General features: G+C 62.5%; 12 protein-coding genes and 1 pseudogene. 5 read left to right on the top strand and 8 right to left on the bottom strand.

Annotated features, from left to right (window positions below):
* Positions 1-36: 36 nt before the first annotated feature.
* Together SB753_RS10405 and SB753_RS10400 are read right to left on the bottom strand one after the other, a co-directional pair.
* Entirely contained in the window at positions 37-525 is a 489-nt protein-coding gene (locus tag SB753_RS10405; protein ID WP_214879454.1) for a DUF4440 domain-containing protein, read from the bottom strand.
* 390 nt (positions 526-915) lie between these two features.
* Positions 916-1227, bottom strand: a complete 312-nt coding sequence (locus SB753_RS10400; RefSeq protein ID WP_020065994.1) for a hypothetical protein — start codon at positions 1225-1227, stop codon at positions 916-918.
* Between the two features lie 278 nt (positions 1228-1505).
* Between SB753_RS10400 and SB753_RS10395 the strand changes: the two genes are divergently transcribed.
* The gene (locus tag SB753_RS10395; protein WP_410800117.1) at positions 1506-2858 is read left to right on the top strand and encodes an MFS transporter; all 1353 of its coding nucleotides are present in this window, start codon (positions 1506-1508) and stop codon (positions 2856-2858) included.
* A 50-nt stretch (positions 2859-2908) separates the two neighbouring features.
* Here the strand turns inward: SB753_RS10395 and SB753_RS10390 are convergent, their stop codons facing one another.
* The gene (locus SB753_RS10390; RefSeq protein ID WP_410800292.1) at positions 2909-5446 is read right to left on the bottom strand and encodes a penicillin-binding protein 1A; all 2538 of its coding nucleotides are present in this window, start codon (positions 5444-5446) and stop codon (positions 2909-2911) included.
* Positions 5447-5615: 169 nt separating this feature from the next.
* On the opposite strand from SB753_RS10390, the gene fabV reads away from it, so the two are divergent.
* Entirely contained in the window at positions 5616-6812 is a 1197-nt protein-coding gene (gene fabV, locus SB753_RS10385; protein ID WP_410800116.1) for an enoyl-ACP reductase FabV, read from the top strand.
* Between the two features lie 129 nt (positions 6813-6941).
* Here the strand turns inward: fabV and SB753_RS10380 are convergent.
* Positions 6942-7570: pseudogene (locus tag SB753_RS10380) on the bottom strand (glutathione S-transferase family protein).
* Positions 7571-7782: 212 nt separating this feature from the next.
* On the opposite strand from SB753_RS10380, the gene SB753_RS10375 reads away from it, so the two are divergent.
* Together SB753_RS10375 and SB753_RS10370 are read left to right on the top strand one after the other, a co-directional pair.
* Positions 7783-8148, top strand: a complete 366-nt coding sequence (locus tag SB753_RS10375) for a hypothetical protein (RefSeq protein WP_020065989.1) — start codon at positions 7783-7785, stop codon at positions 8146-8148.
* A 232-nt stretch (positions 8149-8380) separates the two neighbouring features.
* Positions 8381-9316: a LysR substrate-binding domain-containing protein gene (locus tag SB753_RS10370; RefSeq protein WP_020065988.1), complete on the top strand. Its 936-nt coding sequence runs from the start codon at positions 8381-8383 to the stop codon at positions 9314-9316.
* Positions 9317-9428: 112 nt separating this feature from the next.
* Here the strand turns inward: SB753_RS10370 and SB753_RS10365 are convergent, their stop codons facing one another.
* From SB753_RS10365 to aldA, 4 genes are all read right to left on the bottom strand, one after another.
* Positions 9429-11090 (bottom strand): GMC family oxidoreductase, encoded by a 1662-nt coding sequence (locus SB753_RS10365; protein WP_410800115.1) that lies wholly within the window; start codon positions 11088-11090, stop codon positions 9429-9431.
* A gap of 58 nt (positions 11091-11148) precedes the next feature.
* Positions 11149-12366, bottom strand: a complete 1218-nt coding sequence (locus tag SB753_RS10360; protein WP_410800114.1) for a mandelate racemase/muconate lactonizing enzyme family protein — start codon at positions 12364-12366, stop codon at positions 11149-11151.
* Positions 12367-13674, bottom strand: coding sequence for an MFS transporter (locus SB753_RS10355; protein ID WP_408485385.1), 1308 nt, complete (start codon positions 13672-13674; stop codon positions 12367-12369). It abuts the gene before it with no gap.
* A 217-nt stretch (positions 13675-13891) separates the two neighbouring features.
* Positions 13892-15337 carry an aldehyde dehydrogenase gene (gene aldA / locus SB753_RS10350; protein WP_410800113.1) on the bottom strand — a complete coding sequence of 482 codons (1446 nt, stop codon included), beginning with the start codon at positions 15335-15337 and terminating at the stop codon, positions 13892-13894.
* Between the two features lie 270 nt (positions 15338-15607).
* On the opposite strand from aldA, the gene SB753_RS10345 reads away from it, so the two are divergent.
* On the top strand, positions 15608-16777 hold the full coding sequence (locus tag SB753_RS10345; protein ID WP_410800112.1) for a porin: 1170 nt from the start codon (positions 15608-15610) through the stop codon (positions 16775-16777).

Genomic DNA, 16777 nt, shown 5'->3' with positions numbered 1-16777 from the left:
GTCTATTGGCGGCTGGAGGCACGAGCCACACCCATCTCACTCCTTGTCCGGCATCGCCGACGAGTGATGACTGGTAATCAGCCATTGGGTGCCGTCCCAACGATAGGTGTACGTATAACGCGCCTTCACAACGACACCGGTTCTCGCGAACGTGAACGTGTAAAGCCCCGCGTCGACAGCCGAATTGCAGCCTGAGTCGACGAAACGCATGTCGATTTTTCCGGAGGGACGATCCTGGAGGAAGTGCTGGAAATAGTCCTCCTTGTCCGCAACCGTCAGGCGCGGCTTGCTGGATACCGTTGCAAGAAGAATGGACCGCGGCGCGTAGTTGGCGACCACCTTGTGCGGATCGCCGGTCTGCAGAGATTGATTCCATCGGTCGAATAACGACGCGATCTCGGCCTCCGTCGCGACCTTGCAACTGCCGGGCTGCGCCGACGACGCATTATTCGAGGATGTGTGATCGGAGGCGCATCCGGCGAGCGTCAGCGTCAGCGCGAGGACAGCACCAGTGAGCGACCTCATGGCGGCACCTCTTCCTTCAGGAGCAGGAAGAAGTTGCGTGCGCGCTGACTCTTCCCGGCAAGTCCGAGGGCGACGCGGAGATAACCTGTGACCGATCTAATGCTGCGTCCGCAGAAGGACGCACCGTCGCCAGTTCAGGCAGACCGTATCGGACAAAACAAGCCAAGTTGAACAAGCACTACGGGGCCGGTCTGTGCGCTAGCGAACACTTTCTGCTACTCGTCTGCACTGCAAGCCGTATTGCGCGGCAATGCAAACATGCGCGACGCAGAACCCGCCCGGCGCCTCGCAATCGTCGTGGCGCACATCACAGACACTACGCTCGCGACCTTCGACACAAAATAACGGCACAGGCGCTGTAGCTGTGGCGAATAACGCGTGGTCTCTGTACTAGAACTTCGGATGACATTCGAAGTTGACCGACGACCCATGCGTCGTCAGCATCTCCACCCCGCTCACCGTTTCCACATTGATGCTGCTCTGCATGCCGCGCCGCTCGCAATACTCGCGCGCCTCGTTCAGTGCCTCGCCGTGCGCGCGCGCCCATGCCATGCGTCCGCCCGTCGCGCTTGCCGCGACTGTGTAGGTGCCGGGTTTATCGGTTGCGACGACGTGCGTCGAGGACGCGCAGCCGGCAAGCGCGCCTCCTGTCGCGAGCGCCGCAATGGCGACGCGAGACCAATCGCGAAGCTTGTTCAACATGATGCACCTGGATTGTCTGATCGTTTCATGACCGCGCATGGAGTCGTTACGGCGCGGTCGGTGGGTTGTATCGCAGCCGCAATTATCCGGAAATACGCGTGCGAGATCAGCCTCACGGCTCGAAAACACTGTTGCCCTCACCTGAACAATCTGTGCAGGCGCAGCATCGACGCATTGGCGCGCTGGAACTGTTTAAAGCGCTTCCCGAATCGCGGCCGAGCGATTAGTCTTTAACGAAATCTTCAAACCATCCGGACAATGAACTGGAGGAGACATCGATGGAACTCGAAGCACGTACCATGAAACGTGTGACGGTTCGGCTCGTGCCGTTCCTGATCGTCTGCTATTTCATCGCCTATCTGGACCGCGTCAATGTCGGCTTCGCCGCGCTCCAGATGAACAAGGCGCTCGGTCTTTCCGCAAGTGCATTCGGCTTCGGCGCGGGGATTTTCTTTATTGCGTACTTCTTCTTCGAAGTGCCGTCCAATCTTCTGCTCGAAAAATTCGGCGCGCGCCGCTGGATCGCGAGAATCATGTTCACGTGGGGTTTGCTTGCCGGTGCGATGGCGTATATCCCACATATCGCGCAATACACCGGGTTGTCCGCGGCTCATGTGTTCTACGGCTTGCGCATTCTGCTCGGCGTGGCCGAAGCGGGATTCTTCCCAGGCGTCATCTTCCTGCTCACATTGTGGTTTCCCGCCGCGTATCGAGGCCGCGTGGTCGGCTATTTCATGGCGGCGATTCCGCTGTCGACGGTGATCGGCGGACCGATCTCGGGCGCCCTGCTTACCATGGATGGCTTCGCCGGTCTCGCCGGCTGGCAATGGGTTTATCTGATCGAAGCCCTGCCCGCTTTGATTCTGGCGTTCGCGGTGTGGTTCTACCTGACCGACAAACCGGCCGACGCAACCTGGCTAGCCGCCGATGAGCGCGACTGGCTGGTCGCACGTCAGAAGCAGGAACGCGAGCATCGCGAAGCCGTGCATGCGTTTAGTGTGAAAGAAGCGCTTCTGAACCGGCGCGTACTCGCCATCGCGCTCATCTATTTCGGCGCCAATGCAACGAATTACGGCTTGAGCTTTTTTCTGCCGCAGATCGTCAAGGCCTTCGGTCTGACTAACTTGCAGACGGGCTTTGTGACGTCGCTGCCGTATATCGTCGGCGTCATCAGCATGGTTTACTGGGGACGTCATTCGGACCGCAAGCTGGAACGCAAACGCCATGTGGCGATCGCGCTGACGGTCGCGGCGCTCGGCATCGCGGCGTCGGCCGGGCTCGACAATCCCGTGCAGAAAATGATTGCGCTGTCGATTGCGGGCTTCGGTATCTTCGGCTGTCTGCCGGTTATCTGGACTTTACCGGCTGCGTTCCTGTCGGGCGCCGCGGCTGCCGGCGGCATCGCGGCGATCAATTCGCTCGGCAACCTAGCCGGATTCTTCGGACCTTACGCGATGGGCTGGATCAAGGACAGCACCGGCGGTTTCGGAGCGGGACTGCTCTGCCTCGCAGGCGCGGGCCTCGTCGGGGCGGCGGCCGCTTTGCTGCTGCATCACGACCCGGCGCTGGAAGCGTCGGCGGGCACCGCGCGACGCGACGCGTCCGCGGGGCCCCCAGTCGCGGAATACTAGCTAACGGGACGCGGCGACACGGCGCCGGGTCGTCCCTAGCCTGGTCGCGCTCAAGGCGAGCCGTTCGCCGCGCCAGATTGACTTCCGGCGCCCACCGCGTCGGGCGGCACGACGTCGTCCGGCGTGGGCGTAGGCGCCAACGCCGCGGCGCCGGCGCCCTGCGCGTCGCCGTGGACGGGCTCGCTGCCGAACACCGAAGTCGCTGATGAACCGGAAGCCGTGGCGTCGCCGGGCGTGGAAAGAAGCGGCGGTAACGCCCGCGATTCCGCGCTGGCGCCCGCTGCTGCACTGGCGGCAGCCTCGGCGCTCACACCTTCAGTCGCCGCCCCCGGCGAAGCCGTCGCCACAGGCGCACGTCGCGTCGTGTTGCGAGCGGTCACCGCCGTCTGAGACTTCACCGTCGACGACGGAAAGAGATGCTGGAACCATTCCCGCAGCCGCTCGGAACGCTCGGCGAACCAGCCCGGCTGCTGCTCGGTGGCGAACCTCACGCGTGTGTCGACCAGCTTCGAGCGCTGCGCGCGCTGGAAGAAGTCGCCGACGATCGGCAACGCGCTATGCGCGCCCTGTCCCCAGTAGTCGCTGCGCAACGTCACGCGGCTGTCGTTGAAACCGACCCACGCGCCGGCCACGAGTTGCGGATGAATCAGGATGAACCAGCCGTCTGCGTTGCCCTGCGTCGTGCCGGTCTTGCCGGCTACGTCGCCGCGCACGCCGAAGCGTCCGCGTATCGCCGACCCCGTGCCGCGGTTCACGACGTCGCGCATCACGTCGACGAGCGTGCGGGCGGCGTCCGCAGGCAGTTCCTGTTGCGGCTGCACCGGCGCGAAGTCGGCGAGCACTTCGCCGTTGCGGTCCTCGATGCGCGTGACCATCACCGGCTCCACGTATCCGCCGAGGTTGGCAATCGTTCCGTACGCCGACACCATCTCCTTCAGCGTGACGGGGCTCGTGCCGAGCGCGAGCGACGGCACGGCGTCGAGCGGGCTGTCGCGCACGCCCATGGCGCGGGCGAGCCGCGCGACCTTGTTCGGGCCGACCGTTTGCATCAGTTGCGCGGTGATGCGGTTGCGCGAATAGGCGAGCCCGTCGCGCAGCGTGATTGCCCGCTCGCTCGGCTCGTCTTCGTCGCTCGGACGCCAGACTTCTCCGCCCGCGAGCTGTATTTCGACCGGCTGATCGACGAGCGTGTCGGTCGGCTTCGCACCCGCCTCGAAGGCGGCCGCGTAGACAAACGGCTTGAACGTCGAGCCAGGCTGACGGCGCGCCTGCTGCACGTGGTCGAACGGATCCTGACTGAAGTCGCGGCTGCCGACCCACGCCCTGATCTGGCCGTTGCGCGGGTCCATCGCGAGAAAATCCGCCTGCACGCGGGTCTTGGATTCGCAGAGCGATTGCACAAGGTTGCGGTCGGACGACACGCGCTTGAGCGCATCGTCGTCGGTCAGGCCCATGTCTTTCGCGGCCCGAAAGTCCGGCGTTTCGCGCAGGAAGGTTGCGAGCAGTTCCTTGCCGTTCGAACAACCGGCGCGGCTGCCCCACGCCGCATTGGCGATGCCTTGCAACTGGTTGCCCTGCAGGATCACCGCCTGGGTGGCCATGGTCTGCAGGCGCGAATCGATCGTGGTGCGCACCACGAGGCCGTCAGAATAAATGTTGTAGTCGTTGCGGTCCGCCCACGCCGCGAGCCACTTGCGCAGTTGCTGCGCAAAGTGCGGCGCGGGTCCCGGCGGCTCGGTCTGCCGCTCGAAGTCGATGCGCAGCGGGCGTTTTCTGAGCGTCTCGAACGCGGCGGGCGTGAGCTTGCCGAACTTCACCATCTGCGCGAGCACGGTATTGCGCCGCTGCAATGCGCGCTCCGGGTTGAGCACCGGGTTGTAGTAGCTGTTGCCCTTCAGCATGCCCGCGAGCGTCGAGCTTTCGAGCACGTTCAGGTCCGACGCCGACTTGTCGAAATACGTGCGCGCCGCCATCTCGATGCCGTACGCGTTGTAGAGAAACGGCACCGTGTTGAGGTACGTTTCGAGGATCTCGTCCTTCGTGTAGAGCGCCTCGATCTTGAAGGCGGTGATCGCCTCCTTCAGCTTGCGGTTTAGCGTCGGCGCACGGCCGATTTCGTCCGGATAAAGATTGCGCGCGAGTTGCTGCGTGATCGTCGAGCCGCCCTGCCGGTCGCCGGAAAACGTATGCAGCGCAGCCGATGCGGTGCGCCGCCAGTCCAGCCCGAAATGCTCATAGAAGCGATGATCTTCGGTGGCGATCAGCGCATTGACCACATTCGGCGAGATGTCCTTGAGCTTGACCCACTCGCGGTTGGACGGCTTGAACTCGGCGAGCAGCTTGCCGTCGGCCGAGAGAATGCGCGCGGGCTGCTCGATCTTGGCCTTGCGAATATCGCCGATGCCCGGCGTGAACGGAATCAGCAGCAGCACATACAGCACGAACAACAGCGGAAGCGCCGCGCAGGCCCTCAGCACGCCGCGGCGGGTCGGATGGCGCAGGTGCCGCAACGCCCCGGTCACGAGCGGGTTCGCGCGGGTCAGACCTCGTTCGAGGGTCTCCAGAATCAGGGAAATAAAACGCTTCACACCGGTTACCGTCTGCTCGAAAAGGCTGAATCCTACCAAGATGTGCGAAGCCGTCCGATTTCCGGCTTGCATGGCGGCCCGCCCGGCGCCCCCCGTGACCGATCCCGCGCGCCACGCCAGGAGCCGCGCGGGCCACTATAATGTCGCCAATTCCGACAAGAGGTGCTTCATGATCATCAAACCGCGCGTGCGTGGATTCATCTGCGTCACCACCCATCCGACGGGCTGCGAGGCCAACGTCAAGGAACAGATCGAATACGTCAAGGCACGCGGTCCCATCGCCAACGGTCCCAAAAAGGTCCTCGTGATCGGCGCATCGACCGGCTACGGACTTGCCGCGCGCATCACCGCGGCGTTCGGCAGCGGCGCGGACACGCTCGGCGTGTTCTTCGAGCGCGGCGGCAGCGAAACCAAGGCGGGCACAGCCGGCTGGTACAACAGCGCGGCATTCGAGAAATTCGCGACCGCAGAAGGCCTGTACGCAACGAGCATCAACGGCGACGCATTTTCGGACGAAGTAAAGGCACGCACGATCGAGGTGATCAAGCGCGATCTCGGCCAGGTCGATCTCGTCGTGTACAGCCTCGCCGCGCCCAAGCGCACGCATCCGAAAACAGGCGAAGTGTTCAACTCGACGTTGAAGCCGGTCGGCAAGGCGGTCAAGCTGCGCGGCATCGACACGGACAAGGAAGTCATCAAGGAAACCGTGCTCGAACCCGCCACGCAAACCGAAATCGACCACACGGTCGCGGTCATGGGCGGCGAAGACTGGCAAATGTGGATCGACGCGCTGCTGGAAGCCGGCGTGCTCGCAGACGGCGCGAAGACGACCGCGTTCACCTACCTCGGCGAAAAAATCACGCACGACATCTACTGGAACGGCTCGATTGGCGCGGCCAAGAAAGACCTCGACCAGAAAGTGCTCGGCATTCGCGAGAAGCTCTCGGCCAAAGGCGGCGACGCGCGCGTCTCGGTGCTGAAGGCGGTCGTCACGCAAGCGAGTTCCGCGATTCCAATGATGCCGCTCTACCTGTCGCTGCTCTTCAAGGTGATGAAGGCAAAAGGCACGCACGAGGGCTGCATCGAGCAGGTCTACGGCCTCTACAAGGAGAGTCTGTACGGTTCGGCGCCGCACATCGACGACGAAGGACGCTTGCGCGCGGACTACAAGGAACTGGCCTCCGACGTGCAAAACGAGGTTCAGGCGCTGTGGGACAAGGTCACGAACGACAACATCTACGAACTTACCGATTTCAGCGGCTACAAGACGGATTTTCTGCGTCTTTTCGGATTCGAGATCGCAGGTGTCGACTACGAGGCCGACGTCAATCCGGACGTGCAGATTCCGCGACTCGTGCAGGTTTGAGCGGTCGCGGTAGCGACCGTGTCTGCGTCTGTGTTTGTGTTGCGGGGCCGTTGTGGCCCCGCGTCGTTTGTCCGGTTGGTCTTCTTCCTCTTTTCTTCTTCTGTTCCTCTTCTCTGCTCGCGAGCGCGTCTACGGCGTGCCGTTGCGGCAGTATTCGCGATAACCGTCTCGTTCCGCGAGGCGCGTCATATAAGCGGCGACGGCGGGTAGGTCGTCGTGCTGAATCGGCGTTTCGAGCCAACGGTTGATCGACAGCGCGATCGGAATGTCCGCGAGCGAGAACGCATTGCCCGCGATGAATGCGCCGGTTCGCTGCAACTGCCTTCGACGATCGCCATGTGCTTCGCCCAGTTCGCCCGCGACGACTCGATCTGCTGCGCGTCGCGATGCGCGGGCGACTGCCGCACGAGCGCGAGGAACGCGTAACTCCACGAGCGGTTCAGTTCGCTCGCCTGCCAGTCGATCCACTGGTCGCATCGCGCGCGCTCGCACGGGTCGGCCGGATAGAGCGACTCGCCGCGATCCCGGTAGCGGCCGGCGAGGTAGCGGATGATCGAGTTGGATTCCCACAGTACGAAGTCGCCGTCCTTGATGACGGGAACCATTGCGTTCGGATTGAGCGCGAGAAACTGCGGGTCGCTGGTCGGGCGAAATCCCGCGCCCCAGTCTTCCTGCTCGAACGCGAGGTCGAGTTCGGCGCAGGTCCACAGCACCTTGCGCACGTTGATGGATGAAGTCTTGCCGAGGATTTGCAGCATAGGACGTCGGATGCGGTAGTCGGGAAAAAAGGCTACGTTAGCGCGTCGCGGGATTTTCCGCTGCTCGTGCAGCGCCGGCGGCGCCGTGCAGCGTGCGCCAGGGTACGCCCGGGAATTGCCGCTGGTGAATTCTGCGTGATATTGTTAATAAATGCGGAGGACGGCCGCACGCCGCCTCCCCCGGAAAGCACTTTACCGCAGCGAGCGTCGCCATGAGTGATGTACGCCACCATCTGAGTCCGCGAGACCGCCTGGAGCTGTTGTGCTGGCTCACATGCGGCAGCCTCGGCGCTTATTACCTCAACGAGGACTGGCCCGACGCGGCGTTCCACGTACAGGCCGCCCACAAATGGCTCGACCGGCGCGCGCGCGAGGCCGACTGGCTTTCCATTGCGAAGTTGTCGGCGACCGCGCTGGAGATTGCGCGACGCCACGCGCGCTTTGTCGACACCGACTGGGCGCGCGACGCCGTCGAAGAAATCCTGGACACCGACGAACTCGACCCGCAAGCCCGGCTCGTACGGCAGGTTCTCGCGGACTGCGAGAAGGCGCTGGCGGACCGGCGGACGGCGGATTAACTTTTCCAGTAAAACCCGGGTTGACGTGACCGCTTAACGATTCGACCACAACGGTTGGACGAATCCTCCGCGCACCGGCCGGGCTCCGCGCTCAGCCGGGAAGCAGAGAAAACGGAAACCGGCTCAAAACCCTCATGCGGCGTGCATCGCTTCGCGCACCCAAACGCTAGAATGCCGGGCATAGCGCGCACTCGCGCGCCTTCTTCTCCGGTCGAACACCTTGAAACGCAAAATGCCCGCGCTGAATGCGCTCAAAGCCTTTGAAGTGGCTGGCCGCACGGGCAGCTTCACACGCGCCGCAGAATTGTTGAACGTCACGCAAAGCGCGGTGAGCCGGCAAGTGCGCCAACTGGAGGCGCAGATCGGCGAGACGTTGCTGCAACGCCATCATCACCATCTCGAGCTTTCGGCCGCCGGCCGCGTGCTGTTGCAAGCGCTGCAGCAGTCGTTCGATCGTATCGAACTCACCGTACGCAGCCTGCAGGAGAAAACGCATCGCAACCGCCTGCGCATCAACGCGCCGCCCACCTTCACGAGCCGCTGGCTGATGCCGCGCCTCGGCCGTCTGCGCGACGCGCACCCGCACCTCGAATTGAGCCTGTCCACGCGCCTCGACGACAAACTCGCGGAGTCAGGCGTGCTCGACTGCGCAATCCGCTTCGGCAACGGCGAGTGGGAAGGTTTCGACAATCGTCTGTTGATGAACGAACGGCATGTCGCTGTCTGCGCGCCGGCACTGCTCGCGCGGCAGGCCGGCCGCGCCGCTATCGACCTCAACGAGTTCACGCTGCTGCATGTGCTCGCCAGCGCGGATCAGCGTTACCTGACCTGGCAACACTGGCTGAAGGCCGCCGGAATCGAGAACGTGGATACGCGCGGCGGTTATGAATTCGATCTGCTCGACCACGCGATTCGGGCGGCCATCGACGGGCTCGGCGTGACGATTGCAGACCGCAACATGATCGCGCGCGAACTCGCCGAAGGCCGGCTGGTGCAAGTGTTGAACGTGCACGTCGACGGCCACCAGTCGTACTGGCTCGTCACCCGTGCCGGGCAGGACGAACTGCCGCACGTCACACTGTTTCGCAACTGGCTGCAGCAGGAGATCTGGCTGGGTGAACGGGCTTTCGAATCGTCCGAGGCGGTGCCGTTGGGCGACGTATCGTGACAGCCGCGCCGTGGATGGTGGCGACGGCGTCGACATTGCGGATATGAAAAAGCCGCGCCGATCGACTGACCGGCGCGGCGTTTGCAGCACCTTCTGAAGGTGCCAACGAGCATCATGCGGCGGTGGCGAACTCCGCCACATGAGGCTCGTGCGCGGCGCGCGCGGCCGCGTCCTCGAGAATCATGTCGGCGCCCTTCTCCGCGACCATCATTGTGGGCGCATTGATGTTGCCGGAAGTGATGTTCGGAAAGACCGACGCGTCGACCACGCGCAATCCGGCAACGCCATGCACGCGCAAACGCGCATCCACCACGGACGTGCGCGGATCATTGCCCATCGCGCAAGAGCCGCACAAATGATAGATCGAGCCGGACTGCTCGCGAAAGTACTGCAGGAAGCTTTCGCGGCTCGCCACCTGCGGCCCAGGCGAGATTTCCTCGACCGTAATTTCCTTTAACGCGGGCGATGCCATCACCTTGCGCACGAGCTCGCAGCCCTGAATCACCTCGTCGATATCCTTTTGCGTAGTCAGCGCGTTCAGGCGGATTTTCGCGGCGTCTTCCGGACGGTTCGACGCGATTTCGATCGAGCCGCGGCTCGTCGGCCGGCAAGGATTGAATGCAAGCAGGAAACCCGAATACGGTTCCGGTTCCAGATTCGCCTTGTTGCTCTTCGGAATGCGGTACGACAGCGGATTGAAGTAAAGCTGCAGGTTAGGCTGGGCCTCGCGCTCGCTGCCTCTGAAGAAACCGCCCGACTGATTCACGCTCATCGCAAGCGGTCCCTTGCGCGTGAGCAGATACTGCAACCCGAGCTTCAGCTTGCCGATCAGCGGCCGCAGTTCGTCGTTCAGCGTCTTCACGTTCGCGCGGTAATAGAAGCTAACGCACAGGTGGTCCTGCAGATTCTGGCCAACCGCGGGCAATTCCTTGATCGTCGTAATGCCGTGTTTCGCGAGCAGTGCGCTATCGCCGAGGCCGGACAGTTGCAGCAGCTTTGGCGAATCGACAGCGCCGGCAGCGAGAATCACCTCGCGCTTCGCCATGAAACGCCGGGCGACGCCGTTCTGCGTGACGCTCACGCCAATAGCGCGGTGCTTACCCTCGAACAGAACGCGATTGGCCAACACGTTGTGTTCGACCGTGAGATTCTTGCGCGCGAGCGCCGGATGCAGATACTCGAAACTGCTCGACGAGCGTTGGCCGTTGCGTGTGTTGACATCGTAAATACCGGCACCTTCAAACTGTGCGCCGTTGAAGTCGCCGCTGCGCCGGTAGCCTGCCTGATCGCAGCCCTTCAGGAACACATGACAGATCGGATGCACGGCGTCTTTCATCGGCGAAATGCGGATCGGGCCGTCAGCGCCGTGATATTCCGTGTCGCCGAGCGGATGCGATTCGAGCTTGCGAAAATACGGCAGGACATCGCGAAATGCCCAGCCTGGATTTCCGGCTGCCGCCCAATCGTCGAAATCGTGCGACTGGCCGCGCACGTAGATCATCGCGTTGATCGAACCGGAGCCGCCCTGCACCTTGCCGCGCGGACAATAGATAGGCCGATTGTCGAGTTCCTTTTCCGGCTCGCTGTAGTACATCCAGTTGTAGGTTTCGTTGTAATACGTCTTCGTGAAACCCACCGGAACCTTGAACCAGAACGAGCTGTCCTTGCCGCCCGCCTCCAGCAGCAGCACCGAGTATTCGCCCGACGCCGACAGGCGATTGGCGAGAATGCAGCCCGCCGACCCGGCGCCGACGATGATGTAGTCGTAGTTCATGCTATATCGCCAGAGTGGCGCTCAATCCATTGAATGCTTGTAGAAGGCCGCGCGGCGTTCAGCCCTTGGCCGGCGCGAGATCTTTCACGTCGACGGGTTGCGCGGCCATTTGCAGGTGCAGACGCTCGCCCGTATATGGCGTGTGCTGCGCGACCACTTCCATGTTCAGTTCGACGCCGAGGCCAGGCTCGCGCGACGGAATGATGTAGCCGTCTTCCCACCGAAGCGGCTTCTTCAGCACGGCCGCGTGAAAACCGTCCCATGTGCCGATGCTTTCCTGAATCAGGAAGTTCGGCGTGCATGCGGCCAGCTGAATGCTCGCCGCCGCGCCAATCGGACCGTTGTACAAATGCGGCGCGATCTGCGCGTAGTACACCTCGGCCAGTGCAGCAACCTTTTTCGCTTCGAGCAGGCCGCCCACGCGCGCCACGTTCAATTGCAGAATAGACGCAGCACCCGCTTGCAGCAGCTTGAAGAACTCGTATTTCGTAGTAAGGCGCTCGCCCGCTGCGACTGGAATGCTCGTGTGCCGCGCGACTTGCGCCATCGCGTCTTCCTGACCCGGCGGCACCGGCTCTTCGAACCAGAGCGGATCGTATTTTTCGAGGCGCTTCGCAAGCCGGATCGCCGACGAAGGCACCATCTGCCCATGCGTGCCGAATAGCAGATCGGCCTTGCTGCCCACCGCTTCACGCACGCGGCGGCAGAACGTCTCGCAACGGTCGAGCACTTCCATGGACAGTTGATGCCCCGAGTAAGCCGTGTACGGCCCCGCCGGATCGAACTTCACCGCCGTGAAGCCGCGCTTCACGTTCTCGGCGGCGCATTCGGCGGCGAGGTCGGGATCGTCGTAATCGTATTCGCCGCGGCTGTTCTTCGGGTACAGGTATGTGTACGAACGCAGGCGCGGATTGACCATGCCGCCGAGCAACTCGTACACCGGCTTGCCGGCAGCCTTGCCGATGATGTCCCAGCACGCCATTTCGAGGCCGCTCACCACGCCCATCATCGTCAGGTCGGGACGTTGCGTGAAACCGCTCGAATACGCTTCGCGCCAGAACCGCTCGACATGATGCGGATCGTGATCGAGCAGGTAGCGGGAAAAGACATCGTCCACGATATGCGTCATTGCTTTCGGATGGAACGTGGCCGAATAGATTTCTCCGACGCCTTCAATGCCGCAATCGGTCTTCAGTTTGACAAAGATCCAGTACATGCCGCCGACGTGCGGCGGCGGTACGGCAACGACATGCGTTTCGAGCGAGACAACTTTCATTTACGCAACCTCTTTCCTGTTGAGCATGTTTCTTAGCGCGAGTCCGGCGAAACCGCCGAGCGCCGCCATCGCGGCCACATAACCGAAGTACAGCTGATAGCCGAATACGCCCGGGAACGTCTGCGTCAGATAACCGTTGATGAGCGGCAGAAACACATCGGGCGAATAGCCAAGTACGGAGATGAGGCCGATTGCAAGGCCCATCGTGGAAACCGGAATGTTGCAGCGATCCAGCAGCGACCAGTAAAGCCCGCGAATCGCGTAGGTCAGAATGCCGATGAACAGCACGAGAAAGACGAGCAGCACATGGCTCGAAATACGCGGTGCGGCCATCAGTCCGACGAGCGACAGCGCAGCGAGGAAGAGCGCGATAACCAGCACGGACACCTTCGAGTAACGGTCGCCGAGAAAGCCGCCGCCAATGCCGCCGATGGGCCGCATCCACAATTTCAGGGTGGTGATCGTGCCGGCCATTACGACCGTGAGTCCGATATCGCCTTCGTGCAGATAGGCAGAAAAGCTGTAGGTTGCCCAGAACACCTGGTAGCCGCAGAACACAATGGCTGCGACGAGCCACAGTTCGGGAATTTTCGCGAGCGTTGCGAGATCGGCGAGCACGTTGCTGCGCTGACGCGCTGCGCGATTCGCGGCGTCGGCGCGGGCGCCCTGCTCGCCTTGCGGATCCTTCACGAGCACGAGCACGACGCCGAGCGCGATGCACAGGAACGCGTACAGGTAGACGACCATCCGGAAGCCGGCTGCAGCCGTCTCTCCTTTCGTCTGCGTCGCCCACGCGAACAGCGTGATCGCGATCGTGGCGAGCATCGCTTCGATGAGACCGCGCCCGCCGTCGAGCAGACCGAAGAAGCGGCCTTGCTCGTTCGTACCGGCAATCATCGTGACGCGCTTGATGACTGCCGCCCAGAACGTGAGGCCGGTCGACAGGCCCCAGCCGCCGAAGATCAACATCAGCATGGGGAACGACGGCGCGCTCGAATACCACAGCCCTAGCGCACCCGTTGCGATCAGCGAGAAACAGATCAGCATGCGTGGCGCGATGCGATCCGCGAGCCAGCCGCTCGGCAGATAGCTCAGCAAGAAGATGGTACCGAGCGACGAGTACAGATAGCCGAGCTGGCTATCGGTGATATGGAACACTTCCAGCATGGTCGGCTGATAGACCTGCCGCAGATACAGAATCGGATAGATCGCGCCGGCGGCGAGCACCAGCAACATCAGCTGCGTATAGCGGCGCCCCTTTGTTTGTTGCAGCGCGGCTTGCGCGTCGGCTTTCATGCCGGCTTCCATCTCGCCTAATGCGAGCGCAGCCGGGGTCGAAGACGATTGAACGGGTTGAGATGACACGTGAGCCTCCTGACAGGCACAGCGCCGACTGAACGGCCTGTGCGTCTCCAATATGTTTTGTTATGAGAGGCAGCGCTTCGCTGTCTCTGGACGAAGCAAGGCAAACGCACGCCGTGCCTTGCGGACTGCTATGCACGGCGCGGCGCGCGCCGGTTCGGCCTTAGTACTTCATGACGACGAGACGGGTCTGCGTAAATTCGAGCATGCCGTGCTTGCCGTCGTCGCCGCCGAGCCCCGAGCGTTTCCAGCCCGCATGGAAGCCCTGATACGGATCGGCCGGCGTGCGGTTCACATAGAGTTCGCCGGCCTCGATACCGTTGGCGACTTTCATCGCGTTGCGGTAGTTCTCCGTATAGAGCACTGACGACAAGCCGAACTGGTGATCGTTGGCCATGTCGAGCGCTTCGTCGAGCGTCCGGTATTTGACGACCGGCATGACCGGACCGAACGTCTCTTCCTGCACGATCTCCATGTCCTGACGGCAGTTCGACAGCAGCGTGGCCGGATAGAAAAAGCCTTTGCCCTCGGCCGACGCAGGCAGCTTGCCGCCCGTTTCCAGCGTGGCGCCCGCTGCAATCGCCCGCTCGACCATCGCGTGGATCGACTGACGCGACGCTTCATTGACGAGCGGACCCATCAGCGAAGGCTGCTCGCTGCGGTCGCCGAATTCGACCGCGCTCATGTGGCGCTTGAGCAGCGCGACGAAGCGGTCGTGCACGCTTTCGTGCACGTAGACACGTTCGATCGCCGTGCAAAGCTGTCCGCAATGCGTGGTCTTCGAGGCGACCAGTTCACGCGCGGCTCTTTCGAGATCGGCATCGGCCTCGATGATGGCGGGCGTCTTGCCGCCCAGTTCGAGCGATGGCTTGGCGATGTTCTCCTTGCAGTACTCGAGCACCTTGCGACCCGCGCCGACGCTGCCCGTCAGCGTGATCATGCCGATCCTGGGATGCGTGCAAAGCGCCTCGGCAGTCGCATGGTTCATGGCCAGGATATTGACGACGCCCGCGGGCAGGCCGGCCTTCTCGACTGCCTTCGCGATTTCGAATGCGGAGGTCGGCGTGTTGTTGCTCGGGCGAACAACCACCGTGTTGCCGGCGATCAGCGCAGGCGCCACCTTACGCATGAACGTATAGACCGGATAGTTGAACGGAATCAGGCACGCGACCACGCCGATGGGCTCCCGATGCAGCACGAGGTTTTCATCGGGCGAATCGCTTGGAATCACCTCGCCTTCGATGCGGCGCGCCCACTCTGCGTGGTAACGCGTGATCTGGCCGGCGTAGACGGCTTCGCTGGTTGCGTCGGCGACGCTCTTGCCCGACTCCAGCGCAAGCGCGGCGCCAATGTCCGGCGCGCATTCGGTCAACGCGTCGGCGAGCTTATGCAGATACGCGCCCCGCTCCGCGGAAGGCAGCTTGCGCCACGCCTTCTGGGCGACCGCCGCGGCGTCGACTGCTGCAATGACGTCGGCGTGGCTCGCGGCCGTGACGTGCGCAATCAGCGCTTCGGTGGCGGGGTTGTAGACGGCGATCAATTCGTGATCGGCAGAACCGGCGGCGGGTTCGAGGAAACGGCCATTGGCAAAGTTCCGGTCGAGTCGCATGTTTGTCTCCTTCTTCTTGCTGTGCTGGAAGCGCATGGCCAGTCGTATCCGGCTACATGCGAAAGTGCATGGACGGAATTTTTGTCTGGGTCAGGACCGGCCACAAGCGAATAATTCGCGGGACAAACATTCGAAAAAATCACGTTTATCCAGGGATGTGCCTCATTCGAGAACCGGTTCACGAATTACAGAATCCGGGCTTCGCCAAAAAGCAGCGGCCGCGCCGAGCCTCGGCCACACGCCGCTCATTACCAACGTCTGGAGCTCTCGATGATAAAAAAGACCTTGTCCGCCACCGCTACCCTCAGTGCGCTCGCAGCCCTTGCGTCACTGGCCGCTCCGTGCGCGTTCGCACAAAGCAGCGTGACGCTCTATGGCGTGCTCGACGAAGGCCTCGACTACACGAACAACGCCGGACATGGCGCAGTGTGGGAAATGGCAAGCGGCTACGCGCAGGGCAGCCGTTGGGGCCTGAAGGGTTCCGAGGATCTGGGCGGCGGCATGAAAGCCGTGTTTCAGCTGGAAAACGGCTTCGACGTGAACTCCGGGCGGCTCGGCCAGGGTGGCCGCATGTTCGGCCGGCAGGCATACGTGGGATTGAGCGACAGCCGCTTCGGCACGCTCACGTTCGGCCGCCAGTACGATTCGGTGGTGGACTACCTCGCGCAGACCACGGCTAACGGAAACTGGGCCGGCTACCTGTTCGCGCATCCGTACGACAACGACAACACCGACAACTCGTTCCGGCTCGGCAACAGCGTGAAGTACACGAGCCCCGAAATAGAGGGCCTGCAGTTCGGGGGCGTCTACAGCTTCAGCAACGACACCAACTTCGCCAATAACCGCGCGTACAGCTTTGGCGCCCAGTATGCAACCGGCGGTCTGCTGATCGCGGCGGCCTATTTGCAGGCGAACAATCCCGGCATGGGAGCAACTGGCGCGATCACCGCGAACGACGCGAGCTTCATCGCCGCACGCATGCGCGTTTTCGGCGGCGGCATTAACTACACGTTCGGCCCGGCTACCGTCGGCTTCGCTTATACGAACTCCACGTACAAGAGCCCGACCGGCAACGGCTATATCGGCATTCCGCTCGCCGCGCCGGGCGTCGAATTGAACACGCTCAAGTATCAGAACTTCGAAGTGAACGGCAAATATCAGTTCACGCCCGCATTTTTCGTCGGTGCTCAGTACGTGTACACGATCGAGAACTACGATGCATCGTCAGGCAGCGTGAAGCCGAAAATCCACTCGGTCGGACTGATGGCGGACTACAACGTGTCCAAACGCACAGACGTCTATGTGCAGGGCGAGTACCAGAAGGTCACGGGAAACTCGACCCATTCGATTCTCGACAATGCGTTTATTCCCGGTGTGCAGGCGCCTTCGTCGACGGGCACGCAGGTCGCCGTGCGCGTTGCGCTGAGGCACAAGTTCTAA

Origin of the sequence: Paraburkholderia sp. SIMBA_053 (assembly GCF_046534895.1) — a bacterium.
Classification (GTDB): Bacteria; Pseudomonadota; Gammaproteobacteria; order Burkholderiales; family Burkholderiaceae; genus Paraburkholderia; species Paraburkholderia caledonica.
This window is presented reverse-complemented; position numbering and strand designations above follow the sequence as displayed.